The sequence below is a fragment of the Gillisia lutea genome (genome assembly GCF_021568705.1).
In the GTDB taxonomy this organism is placed as follows: Bacteria; Bacteroidota; Bacteroidia; order Flavobacteriales; family Flavobacteriaceae; genus Gillisia; species Gillisia lutea.
Window position 1 is genome coordinate 782,076 of the sequence record NZ_JAKGTH010000006.1, and the last position, 18,769, is coordinate 800,844.

At 36.3% G+C, this 18,769-nt stretch carries 15 protein-coding genes; 11 read left to right on the top strand and 4 right to left on the bottom strand.

Features of this window, described 5'->3' with window-relative positions; genetic code table 11:
• Positions 1–151: 151 nt before the first annotated feature.
• The 10 genes from L1I30_RS03610 to L1I30_RS03655 all read left to right on the top strand — a co-directional run bounded on the left by L1I30_RS03610 (position 152) and on the right by L1I30_RS03655 (position 13,426).
• Positions 152–1,312 (top strand): homogentisate 1,2-dioxygenase, encoded by a 1,161-nt coding sequence (locus tag L1I30_RS03610; RefSeq protein ID WP_236132883.1) that lies wholly within the window; start codon positions 152–154, stop codon positions 1,310–1,312.
• Between the two features lie 188 nt (positions 1,313–1,500).
• The gene (gene hppD, locus L1I30_RS03615; protein ID WP_236132884.1) at positions 1,501–2,640 is read left to right on the top strand and encodes a 4-hydroxyphenylpyruvate dioxygenase; all 1,140 of its coding nucleotides are present in this window, start codon (positions 1,501–1,503) and stop codon (positions 2,638–2,640) included.
• 308 nt (positions 2,641–2,948) lie between these two features.
• Positions 2,949–3,725, top strand: coding sequence for a DUF3108 domain-containing protein (locus L1I30_RS03620; RefSeq protein WP_236132885.1), 777 nt, complete (start codon positions 2,949–2,951; stop codon positions 3,723–3,725).
• Positions 3,726–3,728: 3 nt separating this feature from the next.
• Positions 3,729–4,688 carry a tryptophan 2,3-dioxygenase family protein gene (locus L1I30_RS03625; RefSeq protein WP_236132886.1) on the top strand — a complete coding sequence of 320 codons (960 nt, stop codon included), beginning with the start codon at positions 3,729–3,731 and terminating at the stop codon, positions 4,686–4,688.
• Positions 4,689–4,697: 9 nt separating this feature from the next.
• Positions 4,698–5,930 (top strand): peptidoglycan DD-metalloendopeptidase family protein, encoded by a 1,233-nt coding sequence (locus L1I30_RS03630; protein ID WP_236132887.1) that lies wholly within the window; start codon positions 4,698–4,700, stop codon positions 5,928–5,930.
• Position 5,931: 1 nt separating this feature from the next.
• Positions 5,932–7,563 (top strand): glucose-6-phosphate isomerase, encoded by a 1,632-nt coding sequence (gene pgi / locus L1I30_RS03635; protein WP_236132888.1) that lies wholly within the window; start codon positions 5,932–5,934, stop codon positions 7,561–7,563.
• A gap of 189 nt (positions 7,564–7,752) precedes the next feature.
• Complete coding sequence (locus L1I30_RS03640) at positions 7,753–10,302, top strand: TonB-dependent receptor (protein WP_236132889.1); 2,550 nt, start codon at positions 7,753–7,755, stop codon at positions 10,300–10,302.
• Positions 10,303–10,314: 12 nt separating this feature from the next.
• On the top strand, positions 10,315–11,475 hold the full coding sequence (locus L1I30_RS03645) for a hypothetical protein (protein WP_236132890.1): 1,161 nt from the start codon (positions 10,315–10,317) through the stop codon (positions 11,473–11,475).
• A gap of 133 nt (positions 11,476–11,608) precedes the next feature.
• Positions 11,609–12,955, top strand: a complete 1,347-nt coding sequence (locus L1I30_RS03650) for an endonuclease (protein WP_236132891.1) — start codon at positions 11,609–11,611, stop codon at positions 12,953–12,955.
• Between the two features lie 33 nt (positions 12,956–12,988).
• Complete coding sequence (locus L1I30_RS03655; RefSeq protein ID WP_236132892.1) at positions 12,989–13,426, top strand: hypothetical protein; 438 nt, start codon at positions 12,989–12,991, stop codon at positions 13,424–13,426.
• A gap of 62 nt (positions 13,427–13,488) precedes the next feature.
• Here L1I30_RS03655 and L1I30_RS03660 read toward each other — a convergent pair whose 3' ends face one another.
• The 3 genes from L1I30_RS03660 to L1I30_RS03670 all read right to left on the bottom strand — a co-directional run bounded on the left by L1I30_RS03660 (position 13,489) and on the right by L1I30_RS03670 (position 15,491).
• Positions 13,489–14,142 (bottom strand): HD domain-containing protein, encoded by a 654-nt coding sequence (locus L1I30_RS03660; RefSeq protein ID WP_236132893.1) that lies wholly within the window; start codon positions 14,140–14,142, stop codon positions 13,489–13,491.
• A 41-nt stretch (positions 14,143–14,183) separates the two neighbouring features.
• On the bottom strand, positions 14,184–14,915 hold the full coding sequence (locus tag L1I30_RS03665; protein WP_236132894.1) for a lysophospholipid acyltransferase family protein: 732 nt from the start codon (positions 14,913–14,915) through the stop codon (positions 14,184–14,186).
• Between the two features lie 165 nt (positions 14,916–15,080).
• On the bottom strand, positions 15,081–15,491 hold the full coding sequence (locus L1I30_RS03670) for a BrxA/BrxB family bacilliredoxin (RefSeq protein ID WP_236132895.1): 411 nt from the start codon (positions 15,489–15,491) through the stop codon (positions 15,081–15,083).
• A 190-nt stretch (positions 15,492–15,681) separates the two neighbouring features.
• On the opposite strand from L1I30_RS03670, the gene L1I30_RS03675 reads away from it, so the two are divergent.
• Complete coding sequence (locus L1I30_RS03675; RefSeq protein ID WP_236132896.1) at positions 15,682–16,413, top strand: TerB family tellurite resistance protein; 732 nt, start codon at positions 15,682–15,684, stop codon at positions 16,411–16,413.
• A gap of 8 nt (positions 16,414–16,421) precedes the next feature.
• On the opposite strand, the gene L1I30_RS03680 is transcribed toward L1I30_RS03675, so the two are convergent.
• Entirely contained in the window at positions 16,422–18,704 is a 2,283-nt protein-coding gene (locus L1I30_RS03680; protein ID WP_236132897.1) for a TonB-dependent receptor, read from the bottom strand.
• Positions 18,705–18,769: the final 65 nt, after the last annotated feature.

Genomic DNA, 18,769 nt, shown 5'->3' on the forward strand with positions numbered 1-18,769 from the left:
AATGATATTATGACTTCTGCGCCGACTTTTAATTCTTCTTTAAGGGCTTTTCCGTAAAAATTATCGATATTTGTTATAGAAGACTAAGAAACTCCAGTCTTATTGAGGATTTGATTTTTTTATCTGTATTTAATATAAAAATCTTAACAATATGCCTTTTTATCATAAATTAGGAAATATACCCCATAAGCGCCATACCATCTTTAAAAAACCGGATGGAAGTTTATATTATGAGCAGCTATTTGGAACAATCGGGTTTGATGGAATGTCTTCCAATCTATATCATGAGCATAGGCCAACACAGGTTAAAGAAATAAAAGATAGTTATAGTGTAAAGCCAAAAGTTGCCATAGGAAATAATATAAAATCATACAGACTTCGTGGGTTTCAGGTAATCCCACATCCAGATTATTTGGAAAGTCGAAAAGTGATGCTTACCAATAGTGATGTGGATATTGCTTTAGCGGCTCCACAACAATCTACCTCAGATTATTTTTATAAGAATACCGATGCCGACGAGCTTTTGTTTATTCACAAGGGAAGCGGAAAGCTGAGAACTCATTTAGGAAATCTCGATTTTAAATACGGCGATTATCTATTGATTCCCCGAGGAACGATATATAAACTGGATTTTGACGATGAGGTTAACCGATTATTTATTGTAGAGTCTAGAAGACCAATATATACGCCTAAAAGATATAGAAACTGGTTTGGCCAGTTGTTGGAACATTCTCCATTTTGTGAGCGAGACCTTAGGCAGCCATATGAGTTAGAAACGAATGATGAAAAAGGCGATTTCCTTATCAAAGTAAAAAAGCAAGGTGAGATTTTCGATATGGTGTACGCGACGCATCCTTTTGATGTGGTTGGATATGACGGGTATAACTATCCTTATGCTTTTTCAATCCACGATTTTGAACCTATAACTGGTAGAATCCATCAACCGCCACCCGTGCATCAAACATTTGAGACCGATGCTTTTGTGGTTTGCAGTTTCTGTCCTAGAAAATATGATTATCATCCACAAAGTATTCCTGCGCCATACAGCCATAGTAATATAGATAGTGATGAGGTGCTTTATTATGTAGATGGTGATTTTATGAGTAGGAATGACATTGAAGCAGGACATATTTCCTTGCATCCTGCAGGAATTCCTCACGGGCCACACCCGGGAGCTGTAGAGCGTAGTATTGGTCAGACAGAGACTGAAGAGCTTGCTGTAATGGTAGACACATTTAAACCTTTAATGCTAACCGAGGAGGCTATGAAAATTGCCGATGAGTCCTATTATAAATCATGGTTGGATCATTAATGCCAAGTTTAAGGTTGCGTGTTGAAAATTAATCTTTGAATTATTTAATTAGTTGAATTTTTTTATAATCCATAACAAACTAGAAATGAATAAAAGGGTGGATACCTCGGTAAGTGCAAGGGCAATGTGGTGATCTTTTAATTCATGTAGAGGCAGAAACTTGATTATAAAATTTTAAAAAAGAAATAATGAGCACAGATAACACATCTCTAAATTTAGAAAAAGTAATTCCCGGAACTGAAGACTTTCTTCCCCTTCTAGGAACAGATTTCGTAGAACTATATGTAGGGAATGCCAAGCAGGCAGCCTTTTACTATCAGCAAGCCTGGGGTTTTCAGCCTGTGGCATATTCAGGATTAGAAACGGGTAGAAAAGACAGTGTTTCTTATGTCCTTCAGCAAGATAAAATTCGATTGGTGCTAACATCACCTTTGCAGCCGGAAGGAGAGATCAATGCACACATTAATAAGCACGGCGATGGTGTAAAGGTTGTGGCGCTTTGGGTAGACGATGCAAGAAAGAGTTATGAAGAAACAACCAAACGCGGAGCAAAATCATATAAAGAACCTTATGTGATGGAAGATGAACACGGAACCGTAGTTATTTCAGGAATTCATACCTATGGCGAGACGGTACACTTATTTGTAGAGCGTAAAAATTATTCAGGTCCTTTCTTGCCGGGATACAGAAAATATGAGCCAAGATTCAAATCGGCACCGGTTGGTCTTAAATATATAGATCACATGGTAGGGAATGTAGGTTGGAATGAAATGAATAAATGGTGTGAGTTCTACGCCAATGTAATGGGCTTTGCTCAAATGGTGTCTTTTGATGATAAGGATATTTCTACAGATTACACTGCTTTAATGAGCAAAGTAATGAGCAACGGAAATGGTAGAATCAAGTTTCCTATCAACGAGCCTGCAGAAGGTAAGAAAAAATCACAAATTGAAGAGTATATAGATTTCTATAATGGAGCTGGAGTGCAGCATATAGCACTTGCTACTGATAATATTATTGAAACGGTAACTAACTTGAGAGATCGCGGGGTTGAATTTTTATATGTGCCGGAAACTTATTATGACACCGTTCTTGAAAGAGTAGGAGAAATAGATGAAGAATTAGCACCCCTAAAAGAATTGGGAGTTTTAATTGACAGAGATGATGAAGGGTATCTTTTACAGATTTTTACGAAGCCAGTTTTAGACCGACCTACCATGTTCTTTGAGATTATTCAGCGAAAAGGAGCTCAGTCTTTTGGAAAAGGGAACTTTAAAGCGCTTTTTGAAGCTATAGAGAGAGAGCAGGAAATGAGAGGAACATTGTAATAATTATTAAATTAATAAATAATCACACGAATAATTAATCAATTTTTAATATTATGGAAAATATTTAGTTAAAGTTAAAAATTGACTTGTTTATAAGCTTCAATCTTAGGACTTTTGCACCGCATTTTTGGAGTGGTTACCAAAATGTTTAATTTTTTTTCATAATTTAAGTTTTAGTTGGTTAATAAGATAAAAACCCCATCATTAATTTGATGGGGTTTTTTGTTTTAATACATTTGGAATAGAAATTGTAATTCTTTCATTCAAGAATATATAACCTACTAAGTGTTAGTTAAATCCTTATTATTATGAACAACAGATTTGCAATTCTATACCTGCTCATATTTTTATTACCACTAAGCTCTTTTTCTCAAAAAGCTTTTCAGCATGGCGAGTGGTTTAAATTCAGGATTCATTATGGCCCTTTCAATGCCAGCTTCGCCACAATTGCCGTGAATGAGACCAACCTAAATAATAAAAAAGTCTTTCATGTTGTTGGAAAAGGGAAATCTACTGGCTTATTGCATTTGTTCTTTAAAGTAGACGACAATTATGAAACCTATATAGATAAGCATAGTGGTTTGCCGTATAGGTTTGTGCGCCAGATAGATGAAGGTGGACACACAAAAGACTTGCAAATAGATTTTGACCATCCTCAAAGCAAGGCTTATGTATTTGACAAAAAACATAACGAAAACCGCACTTATACTACAGAAAAGGAGGTGCATGACATGCTTTCTGCGTTCTATTTTGTTCGTAACGATTTAAATAATAAGAAGTTGCAGGAAGGGGCAGAGTTTCATTTAAATATGTTCTTCGATAAAGAAAATCACGATTTTAAATTAAAGTTCCTTGGAAGGGAGGTTTTAAACACAAAATTTGGTAAAATTGCGACTTTAAAATTTCGTCCTTACGTGATGGCGGGAAGAGTTTTTAAGGAGCAGGAAAGTCTTACGTTCTGGGTTAGTGACGATCATAACAAAATGCCGGTAAAAATCACTGCCGATCTTGCCGTAGGATCTCTTGATGCCGATTTGGAACAGTTTAAGGGATTAAAGCACCCGCTTAAAATAATAATGGATTAGTCTATGGAAATAAAGCCTGAAATTGCTGAACGTATTTTATTATTAGAGGAAAAGTTCAAAAATTCCGGGCAGGATATGGGCTCTTATTTAGATGGTCTTCTGTATGATAAGTATTTAACTTATTGGGATTATATAAGTTTAGATACTCTTTTGAGTTTACAAAATCCTAAAACGCATTTCCCTGATGAAGAGATTTTTCTTACATACCATCAAATAACCGAACTTTATTTCAAGCTTATTCTTCATGAGCAACAGCAAATTATTAATTCCGAAAATTTAACTGCTGCATTCTTTGTTGGAAAACTCGAGCGCTTAAACAGATATATTCGAATCCTTATTAATTCCTTCGATGTAATGATAAAAGGGATGGACAGAGAGCAGTTCCTTCAATTTAGAATGGCGCTTCTTCCTGCCAGCGGATTTCAGTCTGCTCAATTTAGAATGATTGAAATTAATGCAACCCCTTTACAACATCTAGTTCCTTTTAAGCAAAGAAACAATTTTAGTGAGTATAACAGTATTGAAGAATTGTATGAGAATATTTACTGGAAACAAGGGGGGATTGATCTGGTTACTGGTGAAAAAACTCTTACTCTTAAGCAATTTGAATTAAGATATACTCCAAGATTTTTGCGAATAGCCAATAGTGTAAAAGAGAGAACGCTTTATCATAGATATCTTCAGCTTCCGGAATCAGAAAGGAACAATAAAACGCTAATAGAAGCGTTGCGTAGTTTTGATACTAATGTAAATGTGAATTGGTTGTTGATGCATATGGGGGCTGCACATAGGTATTTGAATAAGGACAATAAAACAATTGCTGCAACAGGAGGCACCAACTGGAAGGAATTTTTACCTCCAAGTTTTCAGAAAAATAGTTTTTTTCCAAATTTATGGTCAGAAGAAGAGTTTAATAACTGGGGTAAAGAATGGGTCACCCATTTGTTTAATACAGAAAAATAAAATTTGAAATTGAAAAAGTTAAGTTGCTTACTAATCATTGCGCTGGCATTTGCTGCCTGTAATAATGACGAAAAAAATCAGGATCTAGTTGAAGTTAAAAAAGTTGAAAAAGCTCCTATTTTAAAAGAATATGGATTCGTTCTGAATAATTATGAAGTTGTTAGAGATACCATTCAGTCAGGAGATAGTTTTGGAGAGCTATTAGATAGACAGGGAGTTAGCAGGTCTAAAGTATTTGATATTACTCAAAAGGTAAGTGAAACTTTTAATCCAACCCGCTTGGTTGTGGGAAAACCTTATGTAATATTAAAGGCAAAAGACTCCGCCAGAACCCCTCAGTTCTTCATTTACGAAAATGATAAAATAGATTATACTGTAGTGAACGTGGCCGATGATATTGCTGCATATAAAGCTCAGAAACCTGTAAGTATAAAGCGTAGAACTGTTTCTGGGGTAATTGTGAACAATCTGTCGGAAGCAATGCAGAATCAAGGATTAAGTGTGTTGCTTTCTCATAAATTGAGCAGTATCTATCAATGGAGTATTGACTTCTGGAAACTTCAGAAAGGTGATCAGTTCAAAATGGTATATAATGAACGATATATAAACGATACTATATACGCCGGCGTAGAGAATATTGAAGGTGCAGTTTTTGTACATCAGGGTAGGCCTTATTATGCCTTTAGTTATTTGGCCGACCCGGAAATGTCAGGATCTGATTTCTATGATGAGGAAGCCCGTCCCTTAGAAAGCTTCTTTTTAAAAGCACCCTTAAATTTTAGCCGAATTTCATCCAGGTATTCCGGAAACAGGTATCATCCTGTTCAAAAGAGATGGAAAGCTCACAAGGGTACAGATTATGCAGCTCCGCACGGAACCCCAATCTGGAGTACGGCGAATGGAACGGTAATCGCTTCCAGTTATACTTCCGGAAATGGAAATTATGTAAAAGTGAAACATAATGAAACCTATACTACGCAATATTTGCATATGTCCAAACGCAATGTTAGAGTTGGGCAACGAGTTAGGCAAGGAGATGTAATTGGGTATGTGGGAAGTACTGGGTTAGCAACGGGCCCGCATGTTTGTTACAGATTTTGGGTTAGGGGGAAACAGGTTGATCCTTTCAGGCAAAACCTTCCTGCGGCCGAGCCTATAGCAGATAACTTAAAAGAAGACTATTTTGCCGCAATTAAGCCAGTAAAAATCAAATTAGATAAAATTCCGTTTAAAGAAATATAGCATGAAGAATATCAATCCTACTCACACCACATCTTGGAAAAAATTGACCGCTCATTTTGAAAAGATGAAATCTTCTCAAATGAAAGATCTCTTTGAGGAAAATACTGAGAGAGCCAAAGATTTTACGATTGATTGGGAGGACTTTTATGTAGATTTCAGTAAGAATAGAATTAATGAGGAAACACAAACTCTTCTTCTTGATCTGGCTCATGAATGTGGACTAGAAGAGGCTACTGCTTCCTATTTTAATGGAGAGGTGATTAATAGAACTGAAAACAGACCAGTGCTTCATACAGCTTTAAGGGGGCGTGAAGATGATAAGGTTTTGGTTGAAGAGAATAATGTGATGCCAGAGGTCTATCAGGCTAAAAAGAAAATGCAGGAATTTTCTGAAGCGATTATAAATGGAGCCAAGAAAGGTTATACCGGAAAAGCCTTTACCGATGTTGTGAATATAGGGATTGGTGGCTCAGATCTTGGTCCGGCAATGATTACAGAGGCTTTAAAATTCTATAAGAATCATTTAAATGTTCATTATATTTCAAATGTCGATGGAGATCATGTACATCAAACCCTGAAAGATCTACATCCGGAAACTACATTATTCGTGGTGGTATCTAAAACCTTTACCACCCAGGAAACCTTATCCAATGCAAATACAGCAAGAAACTGGTTCAATAAGACGGCTCCTGCCAATGCAGTAGCTTCTCATTTTGTTGCTGTTTCAACCAATCTTACTAAAGTGGAAGAATTTGGTATTGCTTCTGAAAATATCTTCCCCATGTGGGATTGGGTTGGAGGGAGATTTTCTCTATGGAGTGCAGTAGGTCTTTCGGTAAGCTTGGCGGTAGGATTTAATCAATTCAATGAATTGCTAGAAGGAGCTCATGCTATGGATCTTCATTTTAGAAATGAAGATTTTAGGAAAAACATTCCTGTGCAGCTTGCTTTATTGAGTATTTGGTATAACAATTTCTTTAATGCTGAAAGTGAAGCAGTAATCCCTTATACGCAATATTTGCAGAAACTCCCATCTTACTTGCAACAGGCAATCATGGAGAGTAATGGAAAAAGCGTTGATAGGAATGGGGAGGAAGTAAATTACCAAACTGGTAATATTATTTGGGGTGAGCCGGGAACCAATTCTCAGCATGCATTTTTCCAGCTAATTCATCAAGGAACTAAATTAATTCCTGCCGATTTTATTGGTTTCAAGGAATCTTTATTTGGAGATAACGACCATCATGATAAATTAATGGCTAATTATTTCGCACAAACCGAGGCTCTTTTAAAAGGCAAAACTTCAGAAGAGGTTCGTAAGGAATTAGAGAATGGAGATCTATCTGAAGAAGAAATAGCATCATTGCTTCCATTCAAGATCTTCAAGGGAAACAATCCTACCACTTCAATGTTAATAAAACGTCTTACTCCCAAAAGTCTTGGGAAATTGGTTGCGATGTACGAACATAAAATATTCGTGCAAGGGGTTATCTGGAATATTTATAGTTACGATCAATGGGGTGTGGAGTTAGGAAAGCAATTAGCGTCCAAAATATTGTCTGAAATTCAACAAACTGACGTTCAATCTCATGACAGTTCTACCAAAAATCTCTTAAATTCCTATTTAAATTAAACATTTCGGTATTGTTAATTAATTGTTAGTAGTTTTAAACTCTTTGTTTTCAAGGGCTTGTGTAATTGTGCTAAGTTTGTTTTGGTGAAATTGTTAAAACCTGAAACCTTAACATTGTGTTAAACTAGGGTGTTGGTTATTTCACTTCTTTTGCCGTGAATTATAAACAAAACTCAAACAAATTAAAGCATGAGGAAATTATTAGCTCTAGCATTGTTTTTAACAACTGCTACAATTTTTGCTCAAGGAACACTTACCGGTACGGTAATGGATTCCGACATGAATGCTCCATTACCTGGCGCAACAGTGATGGTTGTGGGCACCAACACCGGGACTACTACCGATTTTGACGGAAATTTTTCACTTAATGTTCAAAGTGCAACCGGAACTATCGAAATCAGTTTTATTGGATTTACAAAACAAACTTTAGCGTTCTCTGTAACGAATGGCGAAGTAAAAAAATTAGGTCAGATCAACTTGACACCAGATGCAAATGCATTGGATGAGATTGTAGTAACTAGTTTTTCTCTTGCAATAGATCGTAAAACTCCTGTTGCTGTTTCTACAATTAGTGCAGAGAAGATTGACACTAAATTGGGAAACCAAGAGTACCCTGAAATTCTTAAAACCACTCCTGGTGTTTATGCGACTAAATCTGGAGGTGGGTTTGGAGATGCTGAATTAAGATTAAGAGGTTTTAACTCAGAGAATATTGCTGTTATGATTAACGGTGTTCCAGTAAACGATATGGAAAACGGTCGTGTATATTGGAGTAACTGGGCAGGTCTTTCTGATGTTACAAGAACCATGCAAGTTCAAAGAGGTTTAGGTGCTTCAAAAGTTGCGGTTCCCTCTATTGGAGGAACTGTTAACATAGTTTCTAAATCTACTGATGCTGAAATGGGTGGAAGTGTAATAGCTTCTACTGGTAACGATGGTCTTCAAAAATTTGGAGCTACTGTTTCTACAGGAATAAGTGAAAATGGATGGGCTGCTACAGTATCGGCTTCTAAAACATCTGGAGAACGTTTTGCTGATGGTCTTCAATTTGAAGGTTATAACTATTTTTTAAATATTTCAAAAGAGTTTAATGAAAACCATACTTTATCGTTAACTGCTTTTGGAGCGCCACAGCGCCACGGTCAACGTGAAACACGTTACTCTATAGAAGATTACCAGACTAGTGATAGAGGTATCAAATTCAATGGAGACTGGGGTTACAAGAATGGGCAAGTGGTTAATGTACAAGACAATTTCTACCACAAACCGCAAATATCTCTAAATCACTACTGGAATATTTCAGACAAAACAAGCTTATCCACTGCTGCTTATGTTTCTTTCGGAACTGGTGGAGGTGGTGGTTACTCAGGATCTGCTAACTTGAGAAATGTAAATTCTCCTTACAGATCAGCAGATTATCAGCCATTAGATTTAGATAGAGTTGTTGATGAAAATGCAGCTAACGGTGCTGATGGATCTGGAACTATTCTTTACAATTCTAGAAACGACCATAACTGGTATGGGGTATTATCTACGTTGTCTACAGAGATTACTGAAGATATCGACCTTGTGGGAGGTATTGATTTGAGATATTATAAAGGAAAACACTTCCAAGAGGTAAAGGATCTTTTAGGAGGTCAGTATTGGGCAGATGACAGTAATGAGAACGACCCTGTAAATCTTGCAAGAGTAGGGGATAAAATTAACTATTACAACGATGGAGTTGTACTATGGGAAGGTGTGTTTACTCAAGCTGAATACTCTAAAGATGACCTTTCTGCATTTATATCTTTATCAGCTTCTAATACTTCCTATAAAAGAGTTGATTATTTTAACTATTTAGATAGTGATCCAGAGCAGGAAACAGATTACCAAAATTTCTTTGGTTATAGTGCAAAAGGAGGTCTTAACTACAACATAGATAATAGTCACAACATTTTTGCTAATGTTGGGTATTTTGAAAAGGCACCTTTTTTCGGAGCAGTTTTCCAAAACTTCCAAAATGATATAAATGAAGATGCAGAAAATCAAAAGATTTTTAGTGCAGAACTTGGATATGGTTTCAGAACAGCTAATTTTAGAGCTAATGTGAATGTATACAGAACACTTTGGCAGGATAGAACTTTTGTTCAGTCTTTCAGAGATCAAGATGGAGAACAGTTTTTCGCTAATATCTTGGGAGTAGATGCTCTTCACCAAGGTCTTGAAATTGATGTAGACTACAGAGCTACGGATAAGTTAACTTTAACTGGTATGATATCACTTGGAGATTGGAAATGGAACAACAATGTTGATAACGTATTCTTATATGATCAGGATCAAAATATTTTGAATCCAGATAGTCCAATTAACGTAATTATAGAAGACACTCCTGTGGGAGATGCTGCTCAAACTACTGCTGCTTTAGGTTTAAACTATCAGGTGTTTGAGAAGACTTTTGTAAGAGCGGATTATACTTACTTTGATAGATACTTTGCAGATTTTGAACCAACAGATAGAACTGTAGAAGGTCTTCCTGATCCATGGGAAGCTCCAGATTATGGTTTAATAGACCTTGGTTTAACACACGGTTTTAGTTTTGGATCTTTTGATGCGACCATTAATGCTAACGTATTTAATGTGTTGGATACTGAATATATTTCAGATGCTCAAGATGGATCTAGCTACGATGCTAATTCTGCATCTGTGTGGTACGGGTTTGGTAGAACTTATACCGTTGGTGCTAAAATTAAATTCTAAAAAAAATTAGATATGAATAAGACAATTTATTATTTAGCGATTTTCCTTGGTTTAGCTCTAACAAGTTGTGAGCCAATGGAGGAAATTCATGATGACATCAACAATAAGCTTGATAATAGCCTTGCTGTTGGTAATATAGAGTATACACTAACTTCAGATGATTATTCTGATCTTGGATTGAGTTTTCCAAACTTTAATTCAGTAGAGGATGCAAAGAATTTGTTACCTGCTTTCTTAGAAGATAACTATCCATATTACGGTGCAGAATCTCAGGCGAATTTAACTTTTGATATCTACGCTCCTCAGTCTACAGAAAAAAGCTTAATAGTTTATACTGTAACTACTGAAGATTACGATTCAAATCCTGAAACTGCGCAATATGATAATTTTGATGATGAAAGTCAGATCTATGCTCTATTGAACAAAAAGTTTCCAAACTTGGCAAACAGAACGTTAGTTTCTTTGACATACAAGTATTATGATGGTCAAGCAAAAACTCTTAACAACGGTTTTCTTTATGTAAATGGAGAATTTATGTTAATTGAAGGTTTAACAGACGCTGAGTATATTGCTACTGGGGAATCTTACCCTAACTTCTCAAGTGCAGATGAAGCTAATCAAAAACTGCCTATTTTCTTAAAGGAAAAGTATAAGTACAGAACTTTTGAAGCGGGAGATTTAGTGTCGGTTCTTTATAAGTTGTATACTAAAGATGTACAAGATGTTGATGGAGATGGTAGTACAGAAGATAACGCTACCTATAGCTATGTAAAGTATTTCAGTTGGAATGGTGAAGCATTTGAGCCTTACAACAATACTGTTGCTCAGACTCTTCAATTTGGTAATATTGATGGAACTTGGATTCCAGATAATACCATTAGATACACTCTTTCTGGAACAGATTTCGCTTATATTGGAACTCAATTTGCAGATGCTTATCCAACCCCTGCAAGTAGCGCGGGTAGATATGGAAACTTTGATCGTAGATCAAGTAATACTGCTTACTGGAGTGATGCAATGATCCTTGAGGCTGTAAATGCTGTATTAGATAACATCAATCCGAATGCTGAAGAAGGTCAGAAATATGTAATTACTTATGATGTTTATAACGGTTCAAATACAACTGAAGTTATAAGTGTTATTAAAGAAGGTGGTTCTTGGATACTTAACTAAGAGAAACCTATAATATTGAACAAACCCCTTTTCCAAACTGGATTAGGGGTTTTTCTTTTGTTATAATCAACTGAAATTTAAGATATTTGCAAACTGAAAATATGAATTGGCAGTTCTGCTAGAAATTTACCTTATGAAAAAGTTTTTAATATGTATTTTAAGTCTTCTTGTACTTTCTTGTAGTAAAGAAGATACCCCGTCAACCCCAGATCCAACCCCTCCTACTACCTCAGAAAAACCAAAGGCAGTAAATGATGCTTCATCAACTATTGAGGATGAAGAGTTAATCATATCAAACCTATTAAGTAATGATGTTGTAGTAACTGGTTCTCGAATAACTTCTATTGATGTTTCCTCGCAAAATGGAGCTAGTATTACCGATAATAGAAATGGGACCTATACGTATGTGCCTGCTAAGAATTTTACCGGTGAGGATACCTTTTCTTATAGTTTATGTGATCTTGATGAGAACTGCTCGTCGGCTACCGTAACGGTAACTGTAACTGATGCCGGATTTCCAACTGCTGAAGATGATACCGTGAACACGGTTGTTTCGGTAGAGGTTAATATAAGTGATCTAGCCGCTAACGATGATATCTCCGATGAAGCTACAATTTCATCTGTTGATGATTCCGAATCTACTGGAACGGTGGTTTTAAATAATGATGGTAGTGTTACCTACACACCAAAAGACGGTTTTCAAGGTGTTGATACATTTACTTATACATTATGTGATGATGATGAAGAAGCCACCTGTTCTGCAGCTACTGTAACAGTAAATGTTTTGGATCCAGTTGCATTTAATATTCCTTCTGAACTTCAAGAATATTATGCTGATCTTGCCATTACTACAAGTGCAGATCTCAATTTTAAATTTGTTTCGGCTCATACTTCCGTAAATCATACCACTATTCTTTCTTACGGACAAAGACATGAGTTCTTATATAATGCTGATCAGGATTTAGATAATGTAGATAATGTGATTTTAATGTACACGGGGCAAAGTAGATATTGGAAAGAATATACTTCGGGTTCGAACTCTTATTCTCCTCAAACCTTTAATACAGAGCATATCTATCCGCAGTCTAAGTTAGCATCAGATCTGGCGGTATCAGATCTTCACCATTTGCGTTCTGCTGATGCTGATATCAATTCATTAAGAAGTAATTATCCGTATACCGACGGAAGTGGAGGCTATGCTTTAATAGATGGTTCCAAATGGTTTCCAGGAGATGAGTGGAAAGGGGATGTTGCGAGAATGGTTTTATATTTAAATGTTCGTTATGGAGAGGAATTTAGCAAGGTTGGAAATTTAGATATCTTCCTTAAATGGAATAAAGAGGATCCTGTTTCTGCATTTGAAATTCAAAGAAATAATGTTATTTATTCGGCTCAGGGAAATAGAAACCCTTTTATAGATAATCCATATATTGCAACATTAATTTGGGGTGGTACTCCAGCAGAAAATAAATGGGAATAGTTAGCATCTAATAATATTTACAATACTTTAATTATGTATCAAACAGTTCAATTTATACACTCTTACTGGGCGTATTTAGTGGTAATCATGTTAGCTATCGCATCAATAAGTGCTATTATTGGTTTTATTAGTAATAAGGAATATACCGCCAATAATTTCAGGATTTCTTTATTCACCTTAATAACCACGCATATCCAGTTATTAATTGGTATCGTATTATATTTTACAACTCCTTATTTCAAAATGTTTAGTGAAGTGGGAATGAAAGGTGTTATGCAGGATCCTATTTTGAGATTGTATAATGTAGAGCATCCAATGGTGATGATTCTTGCTATTGTTTTTGTGACAATTGGTTACTCAAAACATAAGAAAAAGCTGACCTCTAAATCTAAGTTCAAAATGCTGGCTATATTTTATACGCTCGCGCTATTATGTGTGCTTTCAAGGATTCCTTGGAGTGCATGGTTTTAATGTAGAAAAGTAACAATTTTAAAAAAGGTGCAATTACTATAGTAGTTGCACCTTTTTTGGCATTATGATTTACCGTTCCATTCATCATAAAACTGATCTAGGAAAGAATTCATATAACTGCTTCTTTTTATAGCAAGAGCTTTACCTGTCTCGGTATTCATTCTATCTTTTAATAGAAGTAATTTCTCGTAGAAATGATTAAGGGTAGGAGCAGAGGAAGTTTTATATTCCTCTTTGGTCATATGAAGGTTAGGTTTAATTGCCGGGTCATAGAGGCCTCTGCCTTTAAATCCCCCGTAATTAAAAGCTCTGGCAATGCCTATTGCTCCAAGAGCATCCAATCTATCGGCATCCTGAATAACATTAAGTTCAGGCGATTTGAATTTTTGAGCTTCCTTACCGCCTTTAAAGGATATGTTCTCAATAATATGGATAACGTGCATAATAACTTCTTCCGAAACTTCTTGTTGTAACAGGAAACTTCGAGCTGTTTCTGGCCCTATGTATTCATCTCCATCGTGAAATTTAGAATCGGCAATGTCATGAAGTAAAGCACCCAGCTTCACAATAAACATATTTACTTCCTCAGAGGCCGCTATCAACTCTGCATTATTCAAAACTCTTTGGATATGAAACCAATCATGCCCTCCTTCAGCATCTTTCAAAGTATCTTTTACGAAACGTATGGTATTTTGGATAACCTCTTCTTGGAGCATTTGTATTTTATTATAAAATGAATTAGAATCGATTTAATGACCTAAATAATATCTTCAGTAATAATTCGCTCTACTTTTTCAATAAGAACTTCAGTGCCCTCCCCTGTGTTTGTAATTGGCTCGTGAACCTTCACTTTTAAATGAACGCCAACATCCAAAGGAAAAGTGCCATATCTAAACAATTTCCATGAATTGTTGATGGTGACAGGTACAATGAGCGCATCAGGCATTTTTTTGATCATTAATTGGAGTCCGCTTACGGCGAATTTTTTAGGTTGCCCGTTACGGCTTCGGGTTCCTTCCGGGAAGATAACGGCAGAGTGCCCGGTGTTATTTAAATCTTTTGCAAATGCTGCCAGAGTAGCAATTGCCTGTTTAGGGTTTTTCCTATCGATTAATGCCGCGCCGCCATGCCTCAAATTGAAGGATATCCCGGGGATTCCCTTGCCTAATTCTATTTTGCTTATAAATTTTGGATGATGTTTCCTTAAATACCAGATAAGTGGAGGGATATCGAACATTCCCTGATGGTTCGCAACAAAAATACATGGTCTATCAGCCGGAATATTATGTGTGTTATCAAAACTGAATGTTGTTCCCAAAACGTTCAGGCAGCGCATAATGGCAAGGTTAAAAACATCAACCGATTTTTTATGTGCTTCATACCCGCCTAGTTTAAGTGAAATCCATTGAATAGCATGAAAAATTAAAAGACATGGAAAAAATAGTAAAGCAAAAAGAATAGTAAGCGGATAAGCGATTAGTTTTTTCATCTCAAATATTGAATATCGCAAAAATACATTTTTGTGGGAATATTACATATAATCTAAACGTAATCCAATTTCCTGTTATTTACTAATTATAACTATTCCTTCATTGTTAAAAATAAAAAAGCCGATTCATATGAATCGGCTTTTAAACTGATTGCTAAAATCTGATTAGCAAAATTCGTTATAAGCGGCAGTAAGATTTTCTGCGATCATTTCAGCCGGACGTCCTTCAATGTGATGACGCTCTAGCATATGAACTAATTCTCCGTCTTTAAAAAGAGCCATACAAGGAGAAGATGGAGGGAAAGGAATCATAAATCCTCTCGCCTTATCGGTTGCTTCTCTGTCTACTCCTGCAAAAACAGTTACCAGGTTATCCGGAGTTTTTGCGTTTTGTAAAGAAATTCTAGCCCCGGGACGTGCATTTGCTGCTGCACAACCACAAACTGAATTAACAACAACTAAAGTTGTTCCTTCTTTTTCCATTGCCGCATCTACATCTGCCTCAGTGTGTAATTCCTGAAAACCAATATTAGTAAGGTCTTCTCTCATAGGTTTTACTAATTCTGCTGGATACATATATTGAGTTTTTATTAAACATTTATTTTGCTGCAAAGATACTGAATTAAGTTTACCTAAACTTATCGCATCTTCTTATCAATTCATAGTTTCAATTTATTGTTTTACTTCCGCTTAACTTTATAAAGAGGATAGCATTTTAAACTTTTTCAAAATGCTATCTTTACCCTTTAATTAGAAGGTTTTTTGAATGTTTAAATGGATACTGGCCGTTTTGGGCTACGCTTTTATGAGATACCCCGGAGCTATTCTTGGGTTTATTGTTGGTACTCTTATAGATAACTGGAACAGGTCTTCAGGCGGATTTAAAACTGTTTTTGGAGCCGAAGAAAGCAGGGTCTCTCCTGGAGATTTTGAGCTTAATTTACTTTCGCTGGCCTCCATTGTTATAAAAGCCGATGGAAAGGTGTCTCAAACTGAATTAGATTATGTGCGTGCTTATTTTGTACAATCTTATGGCAAGGAAAGAGCTAATGCTACATTTAGAACGTTTAATGAGGTTATTAAGAAACGCGAAATATCGGCCCAGCGAATAGGACTCTATCTTCAACAACGTACAAGATATGAGGTGCGACTTCAAATTCTACATTTTTTATTCAGCATCGCTCAGGCTGATGGGAATATTTCTGATTCTGAATTGGGCAGCCTTTCGGAGATAGCGCGATATTTAAAGCTTACTAACAGGGATTTTGAGAGTATTAAAGCTATGTTCTTCAAATCGGCTGATAATGCCTATAAAATTCTTGAAATCGATAAATCGGCTACCGATGCCGAAGTGAAAAAAGCTTTTAGAACCATGGCTAAAAAATATCATCCCGATAAACTTCAGCATATGGATGAAGCTTACCAGAAAGGTGCCCAGGAAAAATTTACCAAGGTGCAGGAAGCATATGAGCAAATTCAGAAAGAAAGAGGTTTGTAGACCCTGCTTTAAAGCAGTTTATTTCCGAATTTTAAACCTATGTAAAAAGAACGAGGTCTTGAGGGACCATAAACATAGGTAGCATCCCTATTCACACCACGATCAAAATCACTCTGATAGCTGTTGAAGATATTTTGAATTCCGCTATTTATTTCCAATTGAAAATCGCTGGAAATACTAAAAGTATAAGCGGTTTTAAAGTTGAGTTCAAAGAAGTCAGGACTTTTTTCTAACACATCTTTTTCTATATATCCAGCTAAGTGCGGCACATACATACGTCCTGTGTAAACACCCGATAAATTATTTTGCCAGGCTTTAATTGGGGCATAGGTAAGAATAAAATTCCCATAGATATTAGGAGATTTAAAAAAATTGCGCGCATTTTTCAAGGAAACACTGGGATCATCACTATAGCTTACAGGTTTGTCATATAAGGCTTTTTGTAAAGTTCCGCCCACCTGCAGGATCCAATCCTGATTTGGCGCATACACAGCATCCATATTTATACCCTGTACATTAGCTCCCGTTCCATTGCGTTTTTCAAAAATGGTAGCCGAAGTTCTTTCCAAGATGAAGGGGTTATTTAGCCGGGTGTAAAATGCTTCTAAACTAAATCGATAATTTTCATCTAAGGTGGTTTTATTCCAATCTGCTGAAATTAAAAAACTATGGGAGGTCTCCGATTTGAGGTTATCCGGGATTTGAACCAGGCTTACCTCACCTGCAGCTATTCGTGCATGAATATCTTCAGTAAATACTTGTGGAGCTCTAAAGCCTTTAGCATAACTTGTTCTAAATTGAAGATTATCATTTAAACTGTATAAAATATTAAGTCGTGGGTTAAGCACCACTTTCTCTTCAGCAATATTGTGAATATCGGCGCGTAACCCACCTAATACTTTGAGTTTTTCGGTGGCTTGCCACTCCTCTTGAGCATATATCCCAAAGATATTTAAAACCTGATGGATGTATGCATTATAGCCCGGCTTTTCATCGCTCATTTCACTGTGTTTGAATTCCGTACCAGTGGTAAAAATTCCTGTATTTCCAAGGAATTTTTTCTGGTTAATAGAAATCTGCCCTCCGGCAACATAGGTGTTATCTTTAGTTTTTCCGTAACCTTGTAAACTCTCCTCTAGTGTATCGCCCTTTCCTCCATAAAAATTATCGTTTTTTGAAAGCTGTGCGGTTGTATATACGGAGTACTTTATGTCTTTGTTTGCGGTGTATGCTTCGTAGCTTATTCCACCTCCCACAACATTACTAGTTATTTGTTCAGTAATATCGGCTTCAAAAGGGAGAAGAGATAGGTTGTTACCTCCACGTCTAAATTCGTTAGTAGCATGGAAATCTAATGTTATTTTATTTTGGTTTCCAGGTTTGTAAAAAGTTTTTAGGCCGATGGTTTTATTATCAATTTTGGTGATCTCGGTAAAGCCATCGCCATTGGCATCAAAGGGATTTCTATTCCGGTACATTCCCGACACGCTTAGACCAGCCGAATAATCTTCACTTAAAATAGTACCATTTAAAGTAAGGGCTTGATCTGTAGAAGTTCCATCAACTAGGGCAAGGTTTGATGCCACTTCAAAAATATTCTCTATAGGTTCTTTTGTAATGATATTAATTGTTCCGGCAATAGCATTACTTCCGTAAAGGGCAGAGCCACCCCCTCTAACTACTTCTACACGTTCAATGGAGTTAGCAGGAATTTGATCCAAACCGTAAACCCCGTTCAGCGCACTAAATACTGGCCTGCTATCAATGAGTATTTGGGAGTAAGCACCGTCCAGACCATTCATTCTCACTTGCGAAAATCCACAATTTTGGCAGTTCGTTTCCATTCTCAATCCAGGTTGGAAGTTTAAACCTTCGCTTAAGCTTATAGACTGTGTAGCATCAAAATCTTTAGCAGTAGTAACCGATACTATAACAGGAGCAGTTTGTCTAATTTGTCCGGTTCGGCTGGCAGAAACTACAACTTGATTGAGGCCAAGAACATCTTCTTCCAGTTGAAGATCCAGTTGAATGTTTTCACTGAAAAGCGCATCTAAATGTTTTTTAACTTGCTTAAAACCAATAGCCTGTACAATTAGCTCGTGATGCCCTAAAGGAATGTTTAATTGATAGTTGCCGTCTTCATTAGATGTTGTTCCTATATTCGTTTTCTCTAAATAGATATTCGCAAATGCAACTGATTTCCCGTTAGAGGTTACTTGGCCTGATACTTCAATTGTTTGTGCGCTAGCCCATGTGGTTAGTAAGGAGAAAACGATAATAAAGACTTTCATAACTATATTTTTGGCAAATGTAAATAATATTTTTAGATTAGTCTAAAAAAGAATTGTTGTTTCAA